The organism is Miltoncostaea oceani, from assembly GCF_018141545.1.
GTDB lineage: Bacteria > Actinomycetota > Thermoleophilia > Miltoncostaeales > Miltoncostaeaceae > Miltoncostaea > Miltoncostaea oceani.
This window is the reverse complement of sequence record NZ_CP064357.1, coordinates 446,151-467,086: the sequence shown is the minus strand read 5'-3', so window position 1 is coordinate 467,086 and position 20,936 is coordinate 446,151. Positions and strand designations below refer to the sequence as shown.

18 protein-coding genes and 1 other RNA gene are annotated in these 20,936 nt (G+C 69.8%); 8 read left to right on the top strand and 11 right to left on the bottom strand.

The window, feature by feature from the left end; translation table 11 throughout:
- Nucleotides 1-178: 178 nt before the first annotated feature.
- On the bottom strand, nucleotides 179-421 hold the full coding sequence (locus tag IU369_RS21225) for a hypothetical protein (protein ID WP_217924451.1): 243 nt from the start codon (nucleotides 419-421) through the stop codon (nucleotides 179-181).
- Nucleotides 418-2,451, bottom strand: a complete 2,034-nt coding sequence (ligA, locus tag IU369_RS21220; protein WP_217924450.1) for an NAD-dependent DNA ligase LigA — start codon at nucleotides 2,449-2,451, stop codon at nucleotides 418-420. Before ligA ends, IU369_RS21225 begins: the two co-directional genes overlap by 4 nt.
- A gap of 194 nt (nucleotides 2,452-2,645) precedes the next feature.
- Between ligA and IU369_RS21215 the strand changes: the two genes are divergently transcribed.
- Nucleotides 2,646-5,609 carry a UPF0182 family protein gene (locus IU369_RS21215; RefSeq protein ID WP_217924449.1) on the top strand — a complete coding sequence of 988 codons (2,964 nt, stop codon included), beginning with the start codon at nucleotides 2,646-2,648 and terminating at the stop codon, nucleotides 5,607-5,609.
- Nucleotides 5,610-5,668: 59 nt separating this feature from the next.
- On the opposite strand, the gene IU369_RS21210 is transcribed toward IU369_RS21215, so the two are convergent.
- Together IU369_RS21210 and IU369_RS21205 are read right to left on the bottom strand one after the other, a co-directional pair.
- Nucleotides 5,669-6,475 carry an HD domain-containing protein gene (locus IU369_RS21210; RefSeq protein WP_217924448.1) on the bottom strand — a complete coding sequence of 269 codons (807 nt, stop codon included), beginning with the start codon at nucleotides 6,473-6,475 and terminating at the stop codon, nucleotides 5,669-5,671.
- Between the two features lie 150 nt (nucleotides 6,476-6,625).
- Nucleotides 6,626-8,902 carry a LamG-like jellyroll fold domain-containing protein gene (locus IU369_RS21205; RefSeq protein WP_217924447.1) on the bottom strand — a complete coding sequence of 759 codons (2,277 nt, stop codon included), beginning with the start codon at nucleotides 8,900-8,902 and terminating at the stop codon, nucleotides 6,626-6,628.
- Nucleotides 8,903-9,000: 98 nt separating this feature from the next.
- Here IU369_RS21205 and IU369_RS21200 point away from each other — a divergent pair, with 98 nt between their 5' ends.
- Entirely contained in the window at nucleotides 9,001-10,245 is a 1,245-nt protein-coding gene (locus tag IU369_RS21200) for a hypothetical protein (RefSeq protein WP_217924446.1), read from the top strand.
- 29 nt (nucleotides 10,246-10,274) lie between these two features.
- Here IU369_RS21200 and IU369_RS21195 read toward each other — a convergent pair whose 3' ends face one another.
- Nucleotides 10,275-10,736 (bottom strand): hypothetical protein, encoded by a 462-nt coding sequence (locus tag IU369_RS21195; protein WP_217924445.1) that lies wholly within the window; start codon nucleotides 10,734-10,736, stop codon nucleotides 10,275-10,277.
- Nucleotides 10,737-10,871: 135 nt separating this feature from the next.
- On the opposite strand from IU369_RS21195, the gene ssrA reads away from it, so the two are divergent.
- Nucleotides 10,872-11,227: a transfer-messenger RNA gene (gene ssrA, locus IU369_RS23905) on the top strand.
- Nucleotides 11,228-11,549: 322 nt separating this feature from the next.
- Here the strand turns inward: ssrA and IU369_RS21190 are convergent.
- From IU369_RS21190 to IU369_RS21180, 3 genes are all read right to left on the bottom strand, one after another.
- Nucleotides 11,550-11,966 (bottom strand): hypothetical protein, encoded by a 417-nt coding sequence (locus IU369_RS21190; RefSeq protein ID WP_217924444.1) that lies wholly within the window; start codon nucleotides 11,964-11,966, stop codon nucleotides 11,550-11,552.
- Between the two features lie 72 nt (nucleotides 11,967-12,038).
- Entirely contained in the window at nucleotides 12,039-13,118 is a 1,080-nt protein-coding gene (locus tag IU369_RS21185) for a hypothetical protein (RefSeq protein ID WP_217924443.1), read from the bottom strand.
- 274 nt (nucleotides 13,119-13,392) lie between these two features.
- Nucleotides 13,393-14,883, bottom strand: a complete 1,491-nt coding sequence (locus IU369_RS21180; RefSeq protein ID WP_217924442.1) for an HsdM family class I SAM-dependent methyltransferase — start codon at nucleotides 14,881-14,883, stop codon at nucleotides 13,393-13,395.
- A 107-nt stretch (nucleotides 14,884-14,990) separates the two neighbouring features.
- Here IU369_RS21180 and IU369_RS21175 point away from each other — a divergent pair, with 107 nt between their 5' ends.
- Both IU369_RS21175 and IU369_RS21170 read left to right on the top strand, forming a co-directional pair.
- Nucleotides 14,991-15,515, top strand: coding sequence for a type II secretion system protein (locus tag IU369_RS21175; RefSeq protein ID WP_217924441.1), 525 nt, complete (start codon nucleotides 14,991-14,993; stop codon nucleotides 15,513-15,515).
- Nucleotides 15,516-15,585: 70 nt separating this feature from the next.
- The gene (locus IU369_RS21170; protein ID WP_217924440.1) at nucleotides 15,586-16,173 is read left to right on the top strand and encodes a thymidine kinase; all 588 of its coding nucleotides are present in this window, start codon (nucleotides 15,586-15,588) and stop codon (nucleotides 16,171-16,173) included.
- Here IU369_RS21170 and IU369_RS21165 read toward each other — a convergent pair.
- A complete protein-coding gene (locus tag IU369_RS21165; protein WP_217924439.1) occupies nucleotides 16,170-17,792 on the bottom strand; it encodes a class I SAM-dependent methyltransferase in 1,623 nt (540 codons plus the stop codon). The two genes, IU369_RS21170 and IU369_RS21165, sit on opposite strands and share 4 nt — an antisense overlap.
- Before the next feature lie 76 nt (nucleotides 17,793-17,868).
- Nucleotides 17,869-18,465 (bottom strand): hypothetical protein, encoded by a 597-nt coding sequence (locus IU369_RS21160; protein WP_217924438.1) that lies wholly within the window; start codon nucleotides 18,463-18,465, stop codon nucleotides 17,869-17,871.
- Between the two features lie 169 nt (nucleotides 18,466-18,634).
- Between IU369_RS21160 and IU369_RS21155 the strand changes: the two genes are divergently transcribed.
- Together IU369_RS21155 and IU369_RS21150 are read left to right on the top strand one after the other, a co-directional pair.
- Nucleotides 18,635-19,243, top strand: coding sequence for a hypothetical protein (locus tag IU369_RS21155; RefSeq protein ID WP_217924437.1), 609 nt, complete (start codon nucleotides 18,635-18,637; stop codon nucleotides 19,241-19,243).
- 41 nt (nucleotides 19,244-19,284) lie between these two features.
- The gene (locus IU369_RS21150) at nucleotides 19,285-19,761 is read left to right on the top strand and encodes a hypothetical protein (RefSeq protein ID WP_217924436.1); all 477 of its coding nucleotides are present in this window, start codon (nucleotides 19,285-19,287) and stop codon (nucleotides 19,759-19,761) included.
- Between the two features lie 61 nt (nucleotides 19,762-19,822).
- Here IU369_RS21150 and IU369_RS21145 read toward each other — a convergent pair whose 3' ends face one another.
- Nucleotides 19,823-20,314, bottom strand: coding sequence for a hypothetical protein (locus tag IU369_RS21145; RefSeq protein ID WP_217924435.1), 492 nt, complete (start codon nucleotides 20,312-20,314; stop codon nucleotides 19,823-19,825).
- A 136-nt stretch (nucleotides 20,315-20,450) separates the two neighbouring features.
- Between IU369_RS21145 and IU369_RS21140 the strand changes: the two genes are divergently transcribed.
- The gene (locus IU369_RS21140) at nucleotides 20,451-20,894 is read left to right on the top strand and encodes a hypothetical protein (protein ID WP_217924434.1); all 444 of its coding nucleotides are present in this window, start codon (nucleotides 20,451-20,453) and stop codon (nucleotides 20,892-20,894) included.
- The last annotated feature ends 42 nt before the right edge of the window (nucleotides 20,895-20,936 follow it).

Genomic DNA, 20,936 nt, shown 5'->3' with positions numbered 1-20,936 from the left:
ACGGGTGCGGGCTGACGGGAGGCCTGGCGCGGGGCGGGGCGCCGGGAGGTGGGAGTTGTCTGCGGTGTGCGACGTCCGCCGGATGCCGGCAGCCCGTCCTCACCAAGGGGTTGAGTGAAGTTCACCGGGTGAGTGTGCTCGGGCGCACTCACCCGCGCGGGATTCTCGCCCCGCCCCCTCAGGCCGGATCGGGGATGAGGGCGGCGATGTCCCGGACCACGGGGCCGATCATGCGGCGGCTCTCCTCGATGTGAGCCGTCAGCGCGTTGAGGTCCCGGCAGACAGCCGTCCGTGCCGGCGTGTCCTCAGGAGCCCCGGGGGCACTGGCGACCTCGTGACCGGCTCGCCGCAGCAGCTCGGTCGCCTGGTGGAGCAGCTCCTCCGCCTGGCAGACCTTGGCGACCATCCAGGGGGCGCTCATCGGACGGCCTCGCCGGCCTCGACCATCATCTGCTCGAACTCGTCCTCGCTCAGGACCGCGACACCGAGGCCCTCGGCCTTGGCCCGCTTGCCGCCGCCCCCCTCGCCGCAGATCAGGGCGGTGGTCTTGGCCGAGATCGAGCCGGAGACCTTCCCGCCGAGGGACTCGATGCGGGCCTTGGCGAGGTCGCGGCCGCCCGAGACCAGCGATCCGGTCAGGACGAAGGTCTTCCCGGCCAGGGAGTCGGAGGAGACCGACGCCTCCGGCTGCTCCTCCTCGGCCAGGGGCAGGCCTACCGCGCGCATCTCCTGGATCAGGAGCTGGTTGGCCGGGAGCGCGAGCCAGCCGACGAGCGACTCGGCGATCATCGGACCGACACCGTCGATCTGGCAGACCTCCTCGACGCTCGCCGCGCTCAGGCCCTCGATGTCGCAGAAACGCCGGGTCAGCAGGGGAGAGACGGTCCGACCGACGTGGGGGATGCCGAGCGAGCGCAGGACGCGCGAGAAGGGCTGGTTGACCGAGCCCGCGATCGCGGCGACGAGCTTCTCGGCGGACCGGGCGCCGAAGCCCTCCAGGTCCACGAGCTGGTCGGCGCGAAGGCTGTAGAGGTCAATCGGGCGCCGCACCAGGCCCGCCGCGTAGAGGGTCGAGACGACACCGACCCCGGCACCCTCGATGTCCATCGAATCGCGCCCGACCCAGTGCTTGATCCGCTCCAGGTCCCTGTTCGAGCAGTCCTCGTTGGAGCAGCGGTGAGCGACCTCGCCCGGCACCTTGGTGACCGGACCCGAGCAGGCCGGGCAGTGGGTGGGCATCGTCCACTGGCGCTCGCTGCCGTCGCGCTCGGCAATGACCGGGCCGACGACCTGGGGAATGACGTCCCCGGCGCGCTGGATGATGACCGTGTCGCCGATGCGCAGGCCCTTGCGGTCGATGTCCTCCTGGTTGTGGAGGGTCGCCGAACTGACGCGGGTGCCGCCGACAAGGACCGGCTCGAGGACCGCAACCGGGATCAGGATCCCGCTGCGGCCGACGTTGACGGCGATGTCGAGGAGCTTGGTGGTGCGCTGGCTCGGCGGGAACTTGAAGGCCACGGCCCAGCGGGGGTCCTTGCCGGCCGCCCCGAGGCGCCGCTGGATCGCCAGCTGGTCGACCTTGATGACGACGCCGTCGATCTCGTAGCCGATCGTCGGACGCTCGATCCCGAGCGCCTCCACCGCGACGATGACCTCCTCGATGTCCGCGCAGACGCTGCTGCGGGGGTTCACGACGAACCCGGCCTGCCCGAGCCAGGCCATCGCGCCGCTCTGGGAGTCGAAGGTGATGCCGTCGCTGACACCGACCGCGTAGGCGAAGAACGCCAGCGGGCGACGCGAGGCCTCGCGCGAGTCGAGCTGGCGGACGGCGCCCGCCGCCGCGTTGCGGGGGTTCATGTAGAGCGGCAGGCCTGCGGCCGTCCGCTCGTCGTTGAGACGCTGGAACCCGGCGTCCGGCAGGTAGACCTCACCGCGGACCTCGATCATGGCCGGCGGGTCCGCCATCGCCAGGCGCAGCGGGATGCTGCGGACCGTCCGGAGGTTCGCGGTGATGTCCTCACCGGTGACACCGTCGCCGCGGGTCGCGCCGCGCTCGAGGATGCCGTCGCGGTAGATCAGGCTGACGGCGAGGCCGTCGATCTTCGGCTCCGCCGCATAGGTGAGGGCGTAGGCCGCGGCCGGGTCGTCTCCGAGCAGGCGCCGCACCCGCGCATCGAAGGCCCGAAGGTCATCGGCGCTCTTGGCGTTCGCCAGGCTCAGCATCGGCGCCGGGTGCGGCGCGGGGGAGAACATCTCCAGGGCGGTGCCTCCGACCCGCTGACTCGGAGAGTCCGCGGTCAGCAGCGACGGGTCCGCCTCCTCGAGGGCGACGAGCTCGGCGAAGAGCTCGTCGTAGGTGGCGTCGTCGGCGACCGGAGAGTCGAGCGCGTAGTAGGCGTGGGCGAGTCGGTCGATCTCACTCCGAAGGAACTCTGCGCGCTCTGCTGACATCCGTTGTTCTCCTGGGCTTCGCCGTCTCGTGCTGACACTCACAGACTACGACGCCTGCGGGTCGGCGCATCACTGAGATCACCGCGTACTCGGCGAGATCCGTGCGGCGAGGGTGGATCGCCGACGTAGTTTCGGTACCCACGTCCCGAACAGGAGATCACCTCACAAAAATGCCTCACAACTCACACCGGTGGATGGCCTGGGCCGCTGCACTGATCCCCGCCGCGCTGGCACTGATGATCCTCGCCTACTTCGCCCTGCGCGTCTGGGCCGACGTCACCATCACCGGCCTGCTGTTCGAGAGCGTCGACATGCGAGCCGCCTTCGAGACGCGCCTGAGCACGAGCATCTGGCTGGTCGTGGCCGGGATGCTGGTCGCGGCGGTCCTTGCCACACCGTTCCTGGCGCTCGGCCGAAAGGTGCGCGCAGCCGAGCTCGAGAATCTGGGCGCCTCCTCGAGGCCTCGGTCCTACGACGAGCCGGGCTCCGTGGCGGCGCCCGTCGAAGTCCGCGCGTCTCGGCGGGGAGCCTTCTCGCTGGCGCTCGTATCCTTCACCGTCAACGCATTCGTGCTCGGCTTCGGCTTCGTCTCCAAGCGCGATGAGGTGTTGGCCGCCCGGAACGCGGCCCCGTTCGGCACGAGTGATCCGGTCTTCGGACGAGATCTCAGCTTCTTCATCTTCCAGGCACCCCTCATGGGGGGATTCGCGACGCTGGTGCTCCTGGCGATCGCGGTGAACCTGGTTTTCGGCCTGGCCTACCTGGTCTGCAGTGCGATGCTCGCCGATGAGCGTGGGTGGAGGCCGAACGACAAGCTGACCTTCCGCCGGGCGTTCGATGTGAACCTCGCCTACCTCGGGCTCGTGTTGATCCTCCTCGCCGCCGGCGAGTGGATCAGCCGCTGGACCGGCATGGCGCGCGGGGGCGAGGTCGTCGCCGGCCCCGGTGCCGCCGGCCTCGCGATCGGGATCCCCACCGCGACCGTCGCGGCCCCGGCGATGGGCGTCCTCGGACTGCTGATCATCGCCATCGCCATCCCCGCCTTGTCGCGACGGATCTGGGGCCTCGGCGCCGTGAACCTCTGGAGGGGCGGTGCGATCGCCTGGGTCGTCTTCGGCCTGTGCCTGTGCCTGTTCGCTTCCTGGTGGTGGCTCGGTCTTCTGATCGTCGGTTCCATCGGCCTGGTCTGTGTGCGATCCGTGCTGCGCGACAAGGTGACCGGTGAGGCTGTCGCCGGGCACCGAGCGGCCGTCGGATTCGTCGTTGCGATCTTCGGCGTGCTGATCTCCGCCTTGGCTCCCATCGGCACCGCGCTCTATGACGGCGTCGTGCTGCGCGGCTCGCCTCTGCAGGTGGAGCGCGATCAGATCCAGGACACGATCAGGGCCACGCGGACCGCGGCCGCGCTGAACGACATCCGCTACGTGGATGCGCAGTACACCCGTGGCGGGGTGAACCGGCAGTCGATCGAGACCGCCCCGGCCGCCCTGTCCTCGGTCCGGTTCCTCGACTACGAGCCGGCGATCAACGCGGCCAGGCGCCTCCAGGCCCTGAACCGCTACTACACCTTCAACGACGCGGACCTCGACCGCTACGACCGCAACGGCACCAAGACGACCATGTTCGTCTTCGGCCGCGAGGTCGACTACGAGGCGGTCGAGGACTTCCAGCGCCGCCACTTCTCCTTCACCCACGGCAAGGGCGTCGTCATGGCGCCGGTCAACGAGATCGACGCCGCCGGGCGCCCGCGCTTCGTGGTGTCGGGCCTGCCGGTCGCCGGCCTGCCAGAGCCCCTGTCGCGCGAGGAGATCTACTTCGGCGCCCACGAGTCTCCGTGGGCGGTCGTGAACACCGACCAGCCCGACGGGTTCACCAACGCCCCGGTGCGGTCCTGGAAGGGCGCCGGCATCCCGGTCTCCGACCACAAGCTCGCCGCGGTGGTCTCCCTCGGCGGCCTGCCCTACATCGGCGGCGGCCGGCGCCTCTGGAACGCGCTCGGGCAGACCGGCGGTGAGGACTCGCAGCTTCTGGTCAAGCGCGACATCCGCTCGCGCGTCGGTGAGCTCGCCCCCTTCCTGAAGCTGGACGAGGACCCCTACTTCGTGGTCGCCGACAAGCAGGTGTGGGTGATGCTGAACGCCTACACCGCGACCGACCGCTACCCCTACTCGGCCCGCTTCGAGGGCGTGAACTACCAGCGCCAGGCCGTCACCGCGGTCATGAACGCCTACAGCGGCGAGACCAAGCTCTACGTGACCGACACGGAGGACCCGCTCATCCGGACCTGGCAGCAGGTCTACCCCTCGCTGTTCACCGCCCGGGAGAAGATGCCCGAGGAGATCGCCGCGCACATGCGCTACGGCGAGGACGCCTTCGACTATCAGGCCGCCGCCCTCGGGCGCTTCCACATCGAGGACGTCGACCGCTTCTTCAACAACGACGACGCCTGGGCGCCCACGGTCGAGACCACCGGCCCCGGCGCCGAGGGCCGGCGTGTGACCAGCCCGGCCCGCTTCACCTACGCGCGGCTGACGGGCGAGGAGAACGAGCGGTTCTCGCTGATCCGCTACTTCAAGCCCGCTACCAAGGGTCGGGGCATCGGCTTCTCGGCCTGGCTCGCGGCCAGTAACGAGCCGGAGGACTTCGGGGACCTGTCGGTCCTGCGCTTCACCTCCGACGGGCCCGCGCCGCTCGACTCGGTGGACACCTTCACCGCCAACGTCGGGCGCGACCCCGAGCTCTCGGCGCAGATCGGTGTCCGAAAGGACCAGGTGCGCCGCGGCAACACGATCGTGGTGCCGGTCGGTAAGGGCCTGCTCTACGTCCAGCCGCTCTACCTGGACTCCTCCTCGGACAGCCTGCCGACCCTCTGGCAGGTGGTTGTCTCCTTCGGCGACGGCCGGATCGCCTACGGGGCTGACTTCGCGTCGGCCCTCGAGGCGGCTCTGCTGCGCTCAGGTGGCGGGGAGACCCCTGAGGGGGCCGAGCTTCCGAGCGACCTCCGGGACATCGTCAACCGGGCATCGGCCGCCTACGCCGAGTACCAGCGCCTCTGGGATGCCGGGGACTACGAGCGGGCGGGCGCGAAGCTACGCGAGTTCGAGCGACTGCTGGCGGCCGCCGACGCCTTCGGCACCGGGGCGCCCCCGGCCGGCTGAGCTGCGGAGCCGGTGGGGGAGAGGCCCATGTCGGGCCCGCCCCCACCGAAGCTCGTTCCCTAGGAGAGGGACCGGGCTCGGGTGAGCAGCGCCTCGCGCTCGTTGACGAGCGAGCCCGATGAGACCTCGGAGCGCAGGGTGGCGATCACCTCGCCGATCCGAGGGCCGGTGATCCCGATGCCCTTCAGGGCTCCGCCGTCGACCGAGAGTCCGCCCTTGGCGGCCGCGGGGGCTGGCGACGACGCCTTGGCGATCAGCGCACGCATCCGCCCGATCGAGTCCTCCGCGGACCCTTCGCCCTCGTGATCGGCTTGGCGGTGGATGAGCAGGGGCTCGACCAGATCCGGGCCGACCTTGTCGATGAACCGGCGCGCCGCCTTCTCGGTCTCGAAGCGGAGCCGCATGTGACTGCGGACGATCCGCTCGATCCTCCGGGCGCGGTCAGGGGCGATGGCGAACGCGGCGAGGACACGCCGGGCGATCCGGGCGGAGACGACCTCATGGTTCTCCGTGCCCGAGGTGCGCGACTGGTAGAAGTGGCCGACTCCCTTGTCATCGAGCCAGAAGGACTCGGGCTTACCCGAGTCGTGGAGGAGTGCCGCCCAGCGCAGATCCGGGTCATCGGTGAGCGCGCTGATGCGCTCGAGGACGCCGTGGGTGTGGACGAACAGGTCGCCCTCGGGGTGGTACGGGGACCGCTGGTCGAACCCGACCTGGATCGCGATGTCCGGCAGGAGGGTCTCGAGGTCGGGCGTCTGCGCGAGACGGCCGAGCACCTTCGCCGGACTCGGGCTCGCCATGACGGCGTCGAGCGCCGCGCCGGCGCCGGCCCATGCCTCAGGAGTGCCGTCCCGGCGGACCCTCACTGCCTCCGCGCGCAACGATGCGAGAAGGGAGGCGACTGACGCTTCGCCCGAACCTCCGTGGGTGATCGCGGCCGGTCCGTGTGCTGGAGTCTGTCGTCCTCGTCCCATCTCTGAGACCTTAGCCGAGCTCCCGGCGCCGGCCGGGATTCCTCAGCCGGCGATGTCGCGGTAGAGGGCCCGCACCTTCGATGCGTTCAGCGGCTCCCCGTAGACGGTCAGCTGGGCGATGTCGCCAGCCCAGTGGTTGCTGTTGGAGAGTGCGGCGCGTGCCACCTCGAGGGTCGCTGCTCCACCGCCTGTCAGTGGCCCGGCGTTCGGGTTGGTGCCCCCGAGATAGTGGCTGGCGGGGATCTCCTCACCGTCCATGTAGATCCGCGAGCGGTCGGCAGCCTTGTCATAGACCATGACCACGTGATGCCAGTTGGCGTCCGCGAACACTCCCCCGACGGTGTCGAGGTCCTCCCCGTAGAAGGCTGTCGTGATTCCGTTGCTGGCCCGCGTGCAGTTGTGGTAGGCCTGAGCGGTGTTGAGACCGTAGCTGTTGGTGAACCAGCACCTCTGAGCCCCGAGTGAGGAGGCGTTCAGCCAGGTCGCGATCGAGAAGGAGCGGTTGCGAAGGTCGATGCCCCCGGGGAGCGTCCCATACTGGCTGGAGCCGTTGAAGCGCATCACCTGTCGGCCGGCGAAGGGTCCGCTGCCGGGCCGGACGATCGGGCTGCCCACCAGGTTGAGGGTGCGCGCGTTCCCCGAGGTGTCGGCGACTGTCGCCCCGTCAGAGGTGCCGAAGCTCCAGTCGGCGAGGATCGTACTGGGGGCGTTCGAGGCCCGCGCGCCCGCGAGAGCGTGCTCGCGGATCTCCTCGGGACCGAGCGCCCGGGTGTAGATGGCGACGTCGCTGACACCGCCGCTGAAGAAGCGGCCGCCGGAGTTGGAGATGTTGTAGCCGCCGATCGACACCGTGCGACTCGAACCGCGCAGGTCCGTCACCGAGGCCTGGCCGACGCGCTCGCCGTCGACGTAGAAGCGGAGCGTCTTCGCCGAGTCCACGGTGACGGCGACGTGGTAGATGCCCTCGCGCGGGAACGAGTAGCCCGAGGGAACCCAGCGGACTCCCTCGAGGGCGACGGTCAGGTGCGCGCCGTTGCCGTCGGCCCCGGTACCGTCGCCGCGCCCGATGCCGAACCCGAAACCGTCGCCGCCGCAGGAGGGCTCACCGATCTGGCTCTCGTTGCCGCAGCCGATCTTCGCGATGATCCCGCGGTTCGGCAGCCGCGTCAGGTTGACCCAGGCCTCGAGCGTGAGGTTCCTGTCCTCGCCGATCAGGGTCGGGTGGAGCGCCAGGGAGTAGGCGCGGGTGGTGGTGCCGTCGAAGTTCGCCGAGGTCGCCGGGTCCGATGAGACCAGGCCGGGTCGGCCGAGGTTCGTCCCCGGGCTGTAGGCGAGGCGTGGCCCGGTCGGGTCGGCTTCGTTCTTGGCGCCCTCCGCAGGGGAGGTCTCCGCGAGGCGCCAGTAGGCGATGGGGTTGTCCGCGAGGATCAGCTGACGGTAGAAGGACCCATCGGTCGAGCCGGCCCCACTGCCGCCGGTCCGCGTGTAGGTGATGTCGCGACGCGCGCTCGAGCCGCCCGGGCCCTTCACCTGGACCGAGAGCGTGTGGCTACCGGCACTCAGAGGTGTCGAGCCGCCGAAGCTATGGGCGCTCAAGGTGTCGCAGTCGGCGCTGAGCGTGGTCCCGGCGGGGATGTCGATGCCGCACTTCGCCTGCGTGACCTGGCCCTCGAGCGCCCAGGTGACGCTGACCGCGCCGGCGTTGGTGGACTTCGGCGCCGAGAGGGTCAGCGTCGGGGCTTCGACGTCTCCGGGGCTCTCGCTCTCGCCCGTCTGCCCGACCGACCAGCTGGGGCCGCCGCGCTCGTCGTTGCAGGCGTAGGGCGGGCCTTCGCGTCGCGGCAGGAAGCAGAGGGCGTCATCGATGCTCTCGCCCCAGGAGCGGCCGAGCCTCTTCGCGTCGGCGCCCGAGCTCGCAGCCTGCAGGCGTCCTTCCTCGTCCGCGGTGAGGCAGAAGTACTTGAGCGACCGGGACTGGGCGCAGAACGACAGCTGCTGGGCGTTGATCACATACAGCCGCAGCTGCCCGGGGTCGCCCCCCTGGGGGATGCCGGTGGTCGAGACGTCCAGACCGGCTTCGGCTTCCTCGACCGTCGAGATGATCGCCGCCGTCGTCCCGTAGCTCGACTGCTTGTCCCAGTTCTGCTTGGCGGCGTCGTAGGCCAGCGTGAGGTTGGTCGCGACCCGCCGGTTCTCGATCGCGTTGTCATCACCGACCAGTGAGTAGATGCTGAAGAGCGAGATCGTCAGGAGGATCCCGATCACGACGATCATCTCCACCAGGGTCAGGCCTCGGCGCATGGGGTTCGGGAGCCGCATCAGCTGCCCAGCATGCTCCCGGCCGCGCGAGGCGATGCCGTTTTTCGCCCTCGCCACGGACCTCGGACACCGGCGCCACCGTTCGGGCGAGCGCAGGGATGGGGCTGCGTGCGCCACTTCGCAGTCTCCGGCCTACATTCACTGGTGAGGAGCGCCGGCAGACCATGCGTCAGACACCAATCACCATCAGCATCGAAGATGAAGCGCCGCTGCGCGAGGCGATCGCGCGCGGCGACCTCGCCGCGGTCCGTGCGATGGCCGAGGGTCCCTGGCCGATCTCCTTCGCCGACCTCGACCGCGCGCTGGCCTGGATGAGACTCCACCCGGGCGACCCGGTCTCGGGTCGTCTCGGGTCGATCCGCGATGACGAGGCCTACGGGCCGATCGCGGCGCGTCTTGTCGGCCTCGGGGAGGAGCGCCTCATGTGGTCGATGAGAGGCGCGGCACCCGACGCGCTCGTCGCACACAGCATCCCCTCACAGCTTCGACGCTCCGTCCGAAGAGGGCTCCTCGTACCCGAGTCGGTCGGCCTTCACAGCTTGGACCTGACGCGCCGGCGGGTGCAGGCCAACTGCGATCTTTCCGTCCTCATCGATCACCGGCGCCGGCTCCGGGAGGCCGGCTGGAAGGCGGACTACTTCCTCATCTGCGACCCCCGGTCGATCAGCCGCGAGTTCGTGGATCTCCGGCTCGGCCTGCGAACGACCGGCGTGACACCCGAAGGCCGGCAGATCGGGACCGAGGTCTCCTGCGTCCTGAAGCCGACCCGGCACGCAGCCTCGGTCCGTGATCTGATCGAGAGAGCGATCGGAGCGGTCATGGTGGCTCATGGGGAACCGATCCACATCCCACCCACGCACGTCCTCGGCCTTGACGGTGCGCCCAGTTCCCAGAGCGCGGACATGGACGGGGAACTCGACGGCGCCCGGGCGGTGCGCCACGTTGCGGAGCTGTGCGGCGACGCCGGCCCCTGCTACCACCGGGACGCCGCCTGGAGCGCCAACGACACCCGCGACGCGGTTGTTCTCGGGTGCCCCCGCTGCGGTCGGGAGCGCCTGGCCTGCGTTCCCGCGCACCGGCTCCCCGAAGGAGAGGGGCTGCTGGAAGAGATCCGCTCCGCGCCGAGGACCTACCTACGCGCCGAGGGGCGCTACCGGGCGGCCACGGGCAGGGTCTCCTGGAGCGACCTGGAGATCCACCGGATGGGGGTCGACCGGCGACGCGGGGCGATCGAGCAGATCCGCAGCGAGGACGGCATCTCCTCGCTGCGGATCCAGGACCACCTCCGCGCCTCCAGCGCAGGGCTCGAAGCGGTCCCCGAGACCTGGCGGATGCGGCTCTGAGTCAGGCCCTCCGGGCCCCTGACCACCTCTCAGCGCATCAGCTGGGTCACCGACTGCTTGAAGGCCTCGAGCTCGCTCAGCCTCGCCTGATCGGCCTCCATGGCACGCCGCAGATCCCCCAGGGCGCTCTCGAGCGCGGCCAAGGCAGCCGGTGTGCCCGAGCCCCGGCGCCGGCCGCGCGCGGCGCGAGGGCCTTGGCCCTTACGACCGGCGCCGGCTGAACCACTCGTGCTCCGCGGGCGGCCCTCCCCGCGCATGCGGGCGACCCGGTAGTAGTTCGCCGCCACGGTCCCGGCCCGCCGGTTCTGTTCGGAGGCGACGGTATTGAACGCGTCGGTCTTCGAGACCCCCTGGCTCGTGAGGGCCTGGACGCGCTCGTAGATCACCTCACCGACCGAACCTCGCTCAGGCCTCGTGGGCGAGCCTGCCTGCTCGGCACCGGCTGCCTCGCCGGCCGACGCCTCCGTCGATTCCTGCGGCGGATCGGCCATCGGATGACCTCCTGTTGTGTTCACCAGGAGCTCAGTCTATGAGCTAACCCCGGACGCTGCGGTACCGAACCCACCGCGACTAGTGCAGATCACCCGTGCACATGTAGACGTCCGTGTTATCTTCGAGATCAGCTCGGGGGTGAATCGGTCTCGACTCTCATCCACGGCTCAGACTCGCAGGACAGGGTGCCGGCGGCCCTGTGAAAAAACCGGCAATCGGACAGACGCCGACAATCGTCTCGCACTCGCCGCCTAGTAAGCGGTGAGCATCCTGCCCTCTCGGTCCTCGGAGGGAGATCGGGGTGTCAGCAAGAGGGCCTGGGATCGCGACCCTGTCGGTGAGTGGGGTTCGGTTCGAGAAGCGAACTCGCCTGGATGTCGAGATCCCGTCCGTGGGACGCTCCGCATCGAGACCCTGAACGCGGACTATTCCTGTAGACGGTCTGAGCTAACGATGGGAGGACGCGCCTTCGAAGGCGCCACCTCCATCCGGGTAGATCGGGAGTCGGTTCGGCAGTAGGTCGCCGGACTGACTCCCGAGGTGTTCTCAGCGTTCTTGGGGCGCTTCAACGATCCCCTCGCCGGCTCGGGGCGATCACCCCCAGGTCTCAGGGCCCCGCGGATACCAGCGCGCCGGGTCGTCCCGTAGGCGGCGCGGGCGCCGCCGGCTCTGCTGCGGCCTCCCGACGGTGTCGGCCAGCACCCAACTCACCCGCCGGTTTTCACGGTCATCTCCCCGACGCGGCGCCTTTGGTCTACATCGTGCGGAGCAGTGCCGTCACGTGGATGTTCGAAGCGGCCAGACTGTGATCTTCAGAACAGGGCCTCGAGACGAGGTCGTCCCCGATCCCGGTGGGGGGAAGCACTCCCGAGCAGTCGTTGAAAGCGAAGCCGCCCCAGCGATGAACCACAGGCTGGAACAGGAGGCGGGCACTGAGTCCCCATGGGGCAGGTAACCCGACAAGCCCCGTTCGGGGTTCCGTCGTTGATGACGAAGGTGTCGACGGGGAACCAGGAATCGCCGGCAATAGTGTCCTGGAGGACGCAGCGCAGCGCGGCCGAGTGAAGGACCTCAGGGGCGCCAGCTGTGGCGAAGGTGGCCCGCACCGTGACGACCGCGCTGAGCGCCGACGCGAAGTCGAGATCGATGGGGACCTGGATAAAACCGTCGTCGTCGGCCGCCGGCAGTTCCTCGGCAGCCCAGCTCCATGTCGCGTTGGCGGTGCTCATCCTTGATTCTCCGGGAGGGCGCTAGCGCCGCGAAGCGGGCTGAAGTCCATTGGCGGAGGCTACATGCGGGGTCTAGCGGAGACGCACCGTCCGGGCGGAGGGAAGGGAGACACGTCGATCCAACACCCCATACACCGCCGAGATCCGGTAGGCGCCGGGCCGAAGCGACCTCGAACGGGTGTAGCGGACCGTCACGGTGGAGGCAGTCTCCAGATACCGGCGAGCGATCACCCGGTTGGCTCCACGGCCGATGAGGCGGACGGTCAGCTGCCCCGGCTGCGTCACCCGGTAGCGGGCAACGACGGTCCGCCCGGTGACGGTGGCTCGCAGCAGCTTCGGCGCGGCTGCTCTCGGACGGGGCCCGGGGGCGACCGGGGGAGTTGTCTGGACATCGACTACCGCCTGAGCGACCGCGACTGGGTAAGGGTCGAAGGAAGTTCCCTGACCTGTGGGTCCCTCAGGTCCGTCCGGGAAGCCGAGCCAGGCGCAGATCAGCTGACGACCGGGACTGGCGCCGAGCGTCTTGGTCGTGCTGAAGTTCCCGCTGACGCCGAACGGGTCGATCGACACGTACATCTCGGCAGGGTGCCGGGCGCAGGGGGTGCCGTCAAAGGGTCTGATGGTGGCCAACAGGTAGCGCAGTGCCCCCGGCTCCAAGGTTCCGCTGAGGGTGAAGGTGAAGGTACCGGCGAGTAGAGGGGAGACGACGGCTGGGGCGCTGATCGACAGCGTCCCGACGGCGGGCAGCACCATCACCTGAGTGCTCGCGCGCGCCACCACAGCGCCGCTGTTGATGTCGAACGCGTACGCGCAGACAAAGCGCGGGCCGGGGTTTCCATTGAACCGGACGCTGTCGCTGTAGCTCCGCGGGCCGGCGGTGACGTCAAGGCGAGTGTGCACGTCTCCGTATTCGAACGGTGGTTCGGCCGGCGTCAACCCGCAGGGGCCGACCGTGACGGCGCGCTGGCGCAGCCCGACCCTGACGCCACCGACGTCATCGTCGAGGTTGACCGTGAACGGCCAGATTCCCTCCGGTCTGACCTCGGCGGGTCCGCTGATCGAGATGCTGTTCGCGCCGAGCGCCGCGGCGGGGGCGGCGATGAGCGCCGCGAGCGCGATGAGGCCGAGGCGAGCGGTGCGGGTCCAGATCAATGCGAGGCCTCCTCGAGGGCGCAAACAGCCCGGCGGGCCGGGCGCAATCCTTTACGCCCCAGGTCATTACGTCCACTGGTCCCTCGGTTAGGGCCGCCCCGACGCCCGACCCTTGCCACTGATCCGATCTTCGTGGTTAGACACTCGGGCGGAAGCAGGCCCTGATCGTGGTCGCTCTCTCCGCAGTCTGGGACGGCGGTCAGTCCCCGCCGGGCACCATCACTGACCACGCTCGAATGGGATGGGCCCGGGGGCCCTCACCCCGACCTCGGAGCTACCGCCCGATGCCCCGGGCGCCCAACCACCCATTGATGACCGCGCGATCGGCGGGGGTGATCCGCGCGGCGGCGTAGACGGCCTCGTCGAGCTCAGCGCGAGCTCGGCCGAGGGCCGGCGGATCCGAGACCGCGGCGACACAGCCGGCGCAGGCGCGTCGGATCTCCTCGCGGCCGTGTATCGGGATCCGCAGACTCAGCAGGTCCGACAGCTGGATCGAGGGTGAGTCGTTCAGCAAGGCCTTGGCGATGAAGGCATAGAGGTCCGAGCACAGGAGCCCGAGAATGAGCAACCTGTCCTCGGCCCGGTGTGCGACGACACCCAGTGCCTTGTTCGAGTCCCACAGCGAACCCGCGTCCATCAGCCGCGCCGACAGCCGAGAGGCGACTCCGGAGACGGCGACGCCCGGCTCACCGAAGAGCGCACCGCCGGCTCCCTTGTAGTTCGCGCGCGCCGCCGGCGACCAGTCGACGAACTCCTCGATGGGCGCCGCGAAGTCCCGGACGCCTCCCTGACGCAGATACGGCCTCCACCCGGCGCCCGCGGCAACGCCCGCCTCGATGACGCGCCAGCGCGCCGGATCCCCGCCCTCGCTCTCGCGGCGTCGCTCATAGGTCCTTGCCATCGACGAACCGGCGAGAGCCGCGAGGCTCACCGCGTTGTCGGTGGTGTGCATGCCGATGTGCGAGCGGGCGAGCTCGCCGAGCGGCTGCCCCTCGCGGAGAAGCGCCTCGACGCCCGTTGGCAGGACCGTCGCCAGGGGCCTGCCGGGGAGGTCGCGAAGGCTCGCCTGGGTGAGCTCTCCCCAGGAAGCCGGGTCGCTGTAATCGGTCTCGGTGCGGGCGTGGGGGAGGACCCGGACGGTCCCGGAGGATCCGCGGCTGACGCTGAGCATGCAGGTCCGGACGCTCGCTCCGGTGAAGAGACGCTCCGGCATCGCGACGACGGCCTCGAGGCGGTAGTCGGCGAGGATCCTCGCGCGCAGGCGTTCATGGCTCCTAAGGGTGCGGATCGTGTCCGAGACCAGGAACGCCAAGCATCCCTTGGGCGCGAGCAACGACAGGCAGAGGTCGAGGAACATCGCGTAGGTCTCGCTCGAGCCGATCGCGCTGAAGCGACGGCGGAGGGCGTCCCGGTTCGCCCGGACGTAGTGGCTCTGCTTGCTGAGGTATGGGGGGTTCGCGATGATCCGGTCGAACCTCGGCCACCGCGCCGGGTCCACGCTCAGCAGGGCGTCTCGTTGCTCGACGGTGATGCCCGGGTAGCGCCGGCCGAGCTCTGCACACGTGTCCGGGTCGAGCTCCCAGGCGGTGATCTGCTCGGGACGAACCCCGCGGCCAAGGAGGGCCTCGATCAGGGCTCCGTCACCGGCGGCGGGCTCGAGTACCCGGTCCGAGTCGCCGACCCGAAGGAGGCCGGCGAGCATGTCTGCACTCAGGGCCGGCGTGTAGAAGGCACCGCGACGTGATCGTGAGGCGGTGTTTGACACCCGCCGACGGTGCGGATGTCAGTCGCCGTTAGGCCGACTTCTCGCATGGCGGGGCTTCGCAGGACAGAACGCGGCGCCCGGTCGGCGGCGTCTCCATGATCTCGCGCATGAGGGCGAGCCGCCGAGGGGTGACGATCATCGAGCTGATCACTGTCATCGGGGTGCTGACGATCCTCGCGACGATCGGCACCTCCTCGTTCATCAGCGCCCTCGACTCCGCGCGCAACGCACAGGCCCGGAGCTCACTGAGCATCGCCATGCGCTCGGCTGTGGCCTCATGGGCCGAGCGCACCGCCTTCCCCGTCGACGCCGTGCTCGCCCTCCAGCTCCAGGACAGCCTCCCCGAGGCCTCGGTGTCGCTCGCCGCCTCCCAGGCCCTCGCCCCACGTGGTTTCTACCTCGAGCAGTTCGACGACCAGACGATCACCATCTGCAACGCCTCGAGCGCCGGGAACGTCTACTGCGTGAGGACCAACCAGCAGGGCGGCCTCGGATCGAGCAACCTCGTGTACGCCTTCGCCTGGGGTGAGACGAACACCGACGCGATCTGCAACCTCGCGGGCCTCGGCACGGAACCCGGTGAGGATTGCTCCTCGGGCGCACCGGACTGGACCGGCATCTCCGCCACCTGAGGCAGTCCGGTGTCACCACGAGGGGCAAGCTGAGCGAGCGGATCGCCGGCGCGCCTACCCTCGCCGGGAGATGATGCGGACTGTTCCCCAGCGCGGTGGTTGGCTCGAGGTCATCTGCGGACCGATGTTCTCCGGCAAGTCGGAGGAGCTGATGCGCCGCCTCACCCGCGCCGAGATCGCGGGGCAGAGGATCGAGATCCTCAGGCCTCCCCGGGACACCCGGCACGCAAGCGACGAGCTGATCACCCACTCGGGCCGGCGCATGAGGGCCCGCAGGATCGAGAGCCTCGATCAGATCTCCCGCCTCGACGCCGCGGTGCTCGGACTCGACGAGATCCAGTTCTTCGATCCCGGCATCGTGGAGGTGATCGACGAGCGCGTGTCCCAGGGCGTGCGGGTGATCTGCTGCGGCCTTGACATGGACTACCGGCGCCAGGCATGGCCGGTCGTCGCGACCCTGCTCGCCCGGGCCGAGTTCATCGACAAGCTGCAGTCGGTCTGCCTCGGATGCGGTGGGCCGGCGACCATCAGCCACCGGATCGACCCTTCACAGGCGCAGCAGGTCCAGATCGGCGCCCAGGAGACCTACCGCGCCCTCTGCCGACGCTGCTCGGACGACGAGGCCGCCGTGAACGCCAGGCCGCTCGCCCCGACCTAGAGGGCGCTGACGCGACGGGCGACCAGCGCATCGAAGGCCGTGTCAATCAGGCCCTCCAGGCGTGAGGCTGCGTCCACCTCGGCGTCGAGACGCGCCTCGGCGAAGGCGACGATGCGGGCGTGCGCCGCGACCTCGACAGGGTCGGTCCAGTCGATCACGAGGACGGGGACCCGGCTGACGTGCCCCTGGGTGTAGCGGAGCCGGTCCCCCATGCGCGGGCCCCTCGAGGAGTACCAGCGCCACACACGGGCGCTGCTCAACCAGGAGAGTAGGTACAGGACGTCCTCTCGGGCCTCCTCGCGCCGGACGATCATCAGGGTGTCGCCGAGTGGGAGTGCATCACCCTCGACGAGCGCAAAGCGGGCCTTCGGCGCACGGTCGATCGGGCGGACAGCGATCGCCGCCCGACCGGCACGCGACGCGAAGACCTCCATGTTGCGGACCGTCGCCCAGGAGAACCACGGGCGGCCGGCAGCGAGATGCCGCCCCTCGAGATCCCCTCGGCGCTCACTCAACCGCGCATGGATCCAGGGAGCGCGGCCTTCGAGCTCTTCCTCGAGCTGCGCCTCCGGGAAGATCATCGGGAAGGTCCGCGCGCGGGTGAAGCGTTCACAGCCTCCCCCGCTGACGAACTTGCGGACGTGGAGTCTCTCCGCCGCCGGCACCTGGTCAGCGTCGGAGAGCGTGAAGGCCTCGTTGAGCCCGCTCGCCACGCCGACGCAGACATGAGCGAGATCGCTCAGCGACGAGCCCCGGCAGGCCAGCTCGAGGCGCTCGTTCTCCTGACGCTCGAGCGGAGGGACGAGGGACCAGGGACCAGCCCCGGCGAAGGCCGGCGCGATGTAGGCGCTCCAGCCCCCATCGGGCGCCCCGGCCCCGGCACCCAGCGGCCCCGGCGCCGCGCCGAAGAGGCGAGAGGCCTCGGCGAGCGCGGCGGTGGGGGAGAGCCCCCGGGATGCGTTCAGGTCGCCGACCATGATCGCGCCGCGTCGGGGGGCGATCCGGCGCCGGTAGCGGAAGACCATGCAGTGCGGGTGGCAGTCGGCGAAGAGCCGCATCTCGCCGAAGCGCAGGATGAGCTCGAAGTCCCCATGCGCGGCGAGGAAACCCCGAAGCGACGCGGCATAGGTGGAGGTCATCCAGGCGGTCGGGACGATGAAGACCAGCTCGCCCCCGTCTCGTAGCCGAAGCACCGACCAGATGAGGAAGGAGTAGAGCAGGTCCCATTGACCGTTCGCGAGCTCGGCCCAGGGCGCGCCCGTGCGCAGTCGGCTCCGCACATCCGCGGACAGGTGAGACCAGCCGACATAGGGCGGGTTGCCGATCACCAGGTCGTAGTTCGCCTCGGTCATGTCGAGGAAGTCCTGGCACCGGACCTCGACCAGACCCCCATGGACCTGCCGTACCAGGCCGGCGTTCACCGGGTCGATGTCGACGGCGGTGATGTCACGCCACCCGCGCTCAACGAGCGCGTCGACGAACACGCCCGGCCCGCAGCTCGGCTCGAGTGCCCGAGCCGTTGAGGGATCCGACAGCGTGAGCGAGAGCATGAACTCGGCCAGGGCACGGGTCGAGTAGAACTGGCCGAGGGCGACCTTGCGTGAGGGCGATGGGACCATCGCCACCAGGCTGCGTGGCCGTGGTGCCGAGGCGCTCGAAACTCCGAGACGGGCAACCGGTGATCACCGGGTCAGTTCAGGGCCGCGACCAGTCCCAGGCGCACAGCAACGGGTCGTTCTCGATCCGACGTGAGTAGATGGTGGCCAGCGCGTGGCTCACCGTCGAGCGCAGCTCCTCGTCGAGGGTGCTCTCACGAGCGCCGACGCTCTCGCCATACTCGAAGTTGTAGTCGAACTCGGCGATGCTCAGAGGGTGAGTGGTCGGATCGATCGCCTCGAGGGCGCGGCAACGCTCCTGCCAGCCCGAGGGGGCGTCCGGCCCGAGAGCATCGGCGACGAGGTCGCTGAACGAGCAGGAGACGGCATAGGTCTCCATCGGATCCTCGTCTGCATCATCGTCCCAGCCGACATCCCAGGTGTCGGGTGTCTCGGCGAGCATCGGGCCGTCCTTCTCCGGGTCGAGGCGCCAGTCAAGGTCCCGCAGGAGCTCGCAGACGCTCGGCCACGCGAGCGCGGCGATCGCCCCCGTTACCAGGTCGTGGATCGCCCGCTGGCGGGCATCGATGGCCTCGTGGACCTCAAGCTGCGTGCGCAGCTCGTCCCAGAGCTTCGCGGTGAGGCCTCGCGGCGCCGGAAGCGGTGACGGGGACGTGTGAGATCGGCCGCGTGGCATTGGAGAGAACGTAGGCCCTCAACGGCGAGGAGAGTCATCGATCGCGTGTGCTTTCTCCGCGACCGGCGCGCGACTAGACCGACGGATGAGAGAACTGGACCGATGGGGCTCTCGTGGGGCACGGGATCCGACGTTAGGGTGCGGATCAGTCGAACGGGGGAGAGGGCACGTGCGCTACCTGGTGCTGCTCGTAGCAGCCGTTGCCATCTCGGCCGGGTGTGGAGGCGGGGCGGATGACAGCGCCCAGAGCACGAACGGAGCAACAGCGCCCGCCACGGCGCCGGCACCCACACCGCGGGAGCAGGCGCAGAAGTCCCTGAGGCGCTACATGGCCCAGTCGCGGATCGCGAACGGCTTCTACCAGCGGGCCAGGTCGATCGTCGTCCGCGCCTACACGGAGAACGCGGAAGCCCAGTGGGGGAGTCCCGAGGTGGAGGCGGCCGGAGAGGAGTACGCGCGCGCTGCCGCGCTCCTCTCAGAGGGCGCGGTCCGTCAGCGGCTCGCCACACCCCCGCCGAGCCTGCGAGGCATCAACAGGAGATTCGCCGCCGACATGGGTGCCGTGTCCGACCTTCGGGATGAACAGGGGGCAGCACTCCGGAGCGGGAACCAAGACGCCTGGAACCGGATCAACAACTCCTCGGCGGCCGATGTCGGCGGGCCGGTGCGGAACCAGTGGCGGATATCGGTCACCGTCGAGAGCAGACGTCTCGGCCTCGAGCTGCCCGAGTGGGCCGAGACGATCGGGACCAACCCCGTCCGACCGAACCAGGACTGACCTCTCCAACCCTGTGAACCCCCTCATGTCAAGGAGCACTCATGACCGATAGGCCCGCTCGTCATCCCGCGCGCGTCGCAGCCCTCGCCCTCAGCGCCGTCGCCGTTGCGATCGCCCTCCCGGCGACCGCGACGGGCGCCACCGACAAGCAGGCCCCGCCGGCCCGGGCTGTCCTCGATGGGGCGTCAGAGGCTCAGCGCACGACTGCGCCTCGGATCGTGAAGCTCTTCGGCGCCCTGGCGGGTCCGGGAACGATCACGTTCACCACCTTCCGCTACTGCGATGCGAACGCGCGCCCGGCGAGCTTCCGCCATCTGATCAGGGTCTTCGACAGCTCAGGGCGTGAAGTCGGCCGCAAGCGCGGTCGGCTCTCCAACACGAGCCTGCGCTGCGTCGAGTTCAACGGCCTGCTGGTCCGCACAGGGCGCGCACAGGGCGCGCGGGTGTCGGTCCGGGTGACGAACCTGCGCACAGGGAAGTCCGCCTTCCGGTCGACGACGCGCATCCTCAGCACCTGAGCTTGCTCAGGACCCCCGGCCGCGACCTCGAGCAGGAGGCCACGGCCGGGGGTCGGAGTCCTCAGCGGCGCGCTGGCACTACGAGCCGCCTCGTCGCGCTCGCGTACTTGCTGGAGTCGTAGGCGGAGATCAGCACCCGCTCGCCGTTCTTGAAGAGGTACGTGCCGCAGTCCTGCGAGCCCGCGCAGATGAAGTAGCTGCGGGGGAAGCGCATCCGCACGACGAGTACCCCGGAAGCGTTGGCGCGCCGCTCCCTGAAGAGCCCCCGGCCGACCCCGTTGGCGCCCTGCGCCGACTTCGGCTGGATCGCTGCGCTGATCAGGGCGCGGGGCGCGAAGCCGCTCATCGTGATCCGGACCACCGTGCCGACGCGGATCGGATTCACGACCTGGACGCGCGCCCGGGCGTGGGGGCCGTACTCGGCGCTTCCGCGCTCCACAGACGGTGGGCCGCTCACCGCCTCACCGTGGGCGACGCCGCTGCCCGCGGCGAGACCGAGGACGACGGCGGTGGCAACCACCCTCACGGGCGTGATCCGACGCGCAAGTGCCATCAGGAAGTCTCCTCGGCCTGGTGGCCCCTTCGCGGGCCCGGGGGCGCGATCATAGGGGCCGACCGCGCTGGAGCGCCACGCGAGCAGGTGAGGTTCTGCTCGATGCACCCGTCCCGTGCGGGCCTAGTGTGACGACATGCCCACCTACCCCGCCGTCCGAGCCTTCCACGTCTTCGATCTCGTGGCGAAGACCTTCGGGCCGCCGCGCGCCGACCTCGAACACGCCCTCTGCTACGAACTGACCTCGGTGGAGGCCCCGAGCCCAGAGGCCGCCTGCGAGGCCGCCTTCACCCACTCCAACGCGCCGGAGATCCGCCCGAGCGGATACGACGGCCCTTCGCTCTCAATGGGGGACCTGGTCGAGGTGGACACCCCGGAAGGCCGAACGCTCACCTTCCGCTGCCAGTCGCTCGGATTCGCCCTGGTTGCGGACCCGGAGATCGTGGTGTCGAGCCGGCTCAGCCAGCCGCCGGCGGGAGGGTGGGTCGCCCCGCGCCTCGACCTCGCGAGTAAGGCGCTGCAGCCCGGGACTACGTGGCTCCCCTGGATCGTCGTCTCCGAGCGGGCGGGCCGGGACTAGCGCCGAGCCCGGCCCGAGTGGACATCTGAGGGGCGTGGCGAG

Coding starts and splice junctions, on each gene's coding strand:
- IU369_RS21225 (WP_217924451.1), bottom strand. CDS start 421: ATGAGCGCCCCCTGGATGGTCGCCAAGGTCTGCCAGGCGGAGGAGCTG.
- ligA (WP_217924450.1), bottom strand. CDS start 2,451: ATGTCAGCAGAGCGCGCAGAGTTCCTTCGGAGTGAGATCGACCGACTC.
- IU369_RS21215 (WP_217924449.1), top strand. CDS start 2,646: ATGGCCTGGGCCGCTGCACTGATCCCCGCCGCGCTGGCACTGATGATC.
- IU369_RS21205 (WP_217924447.1), bottom strand. CDS start 8,902: ATGCGGCTCCCGAACCCCATGCGCCGAGGCCTGACCCTGGTGGAGATG.
- IU369_RS21200 (WP_217924446.1), top strand. CDS start 9,001: ATGGGGCTGCGTGCGCCACTTCGCAGTCTCCGGCCTACATTCACTGGT.
- IU369_RS21195 (WP_217924445.1), bottom strand. CDS start 10,736: ATGGCCGATCCGCCGCAGGAATCGACGGAGGCGTCGGCCGGCGAGGCA.
- IU369_RS21190 (WP_217924444.1), bottom strand. CDS start 11,966: ATGAGCACCGCCAACGCGACATGGAGCTGGGCTGCCGAGGAACTGCCG.
- IU369_RS21175 (WP_217924441.1), top strand. CDS start 14,991: ATGAGGGCGAGCCGCCGAGGGGTGACGATCATCGAGCTGATCACTGTC.
- IU369_RS21170 (WP_217924440.1), top strand. CDS start 15,586: ATGATGCGGACTGTTCCCCAGCGCGGTGGTTGGCTCGAGGTCATCTGC.
- IU369_RS21165 (WP_217924439.1), bottom strand. CDS start 17,792: ATGGTCCCATCGCCCTCACGCAAGGTCGCCCTCGGCCAGTTCTACTCG.
- IU369_RS21160 (WP_217924438.1), bottom strand. CDS start 18,465: ATGCCACGCGGCCGATCTCACACGTCCCCGTCACCGCTTCCGGCGCCG.
- IU369_RS21150 (WP_217924436.1), top strand. CDS start 19,285: ATGACCGATAGGCCCGCTCGTCATCCCGCGCGCGTCGCAGCCCTCGCC.
- IU369_RS21145 (WP_217924435.1), bottom strand. CDS start 20,314: ATGGCACTTGCGCGTCGGATCACGCCCGTGAGGGTGGTTGCCACCGCC.
- IU369_RS21140 (WP_217924434.1), top strand. CDS start 20,451: ATGCCCACCTACCCCGCCGTCCGAGCCTTCCACGTCTTCGATCTCGTG.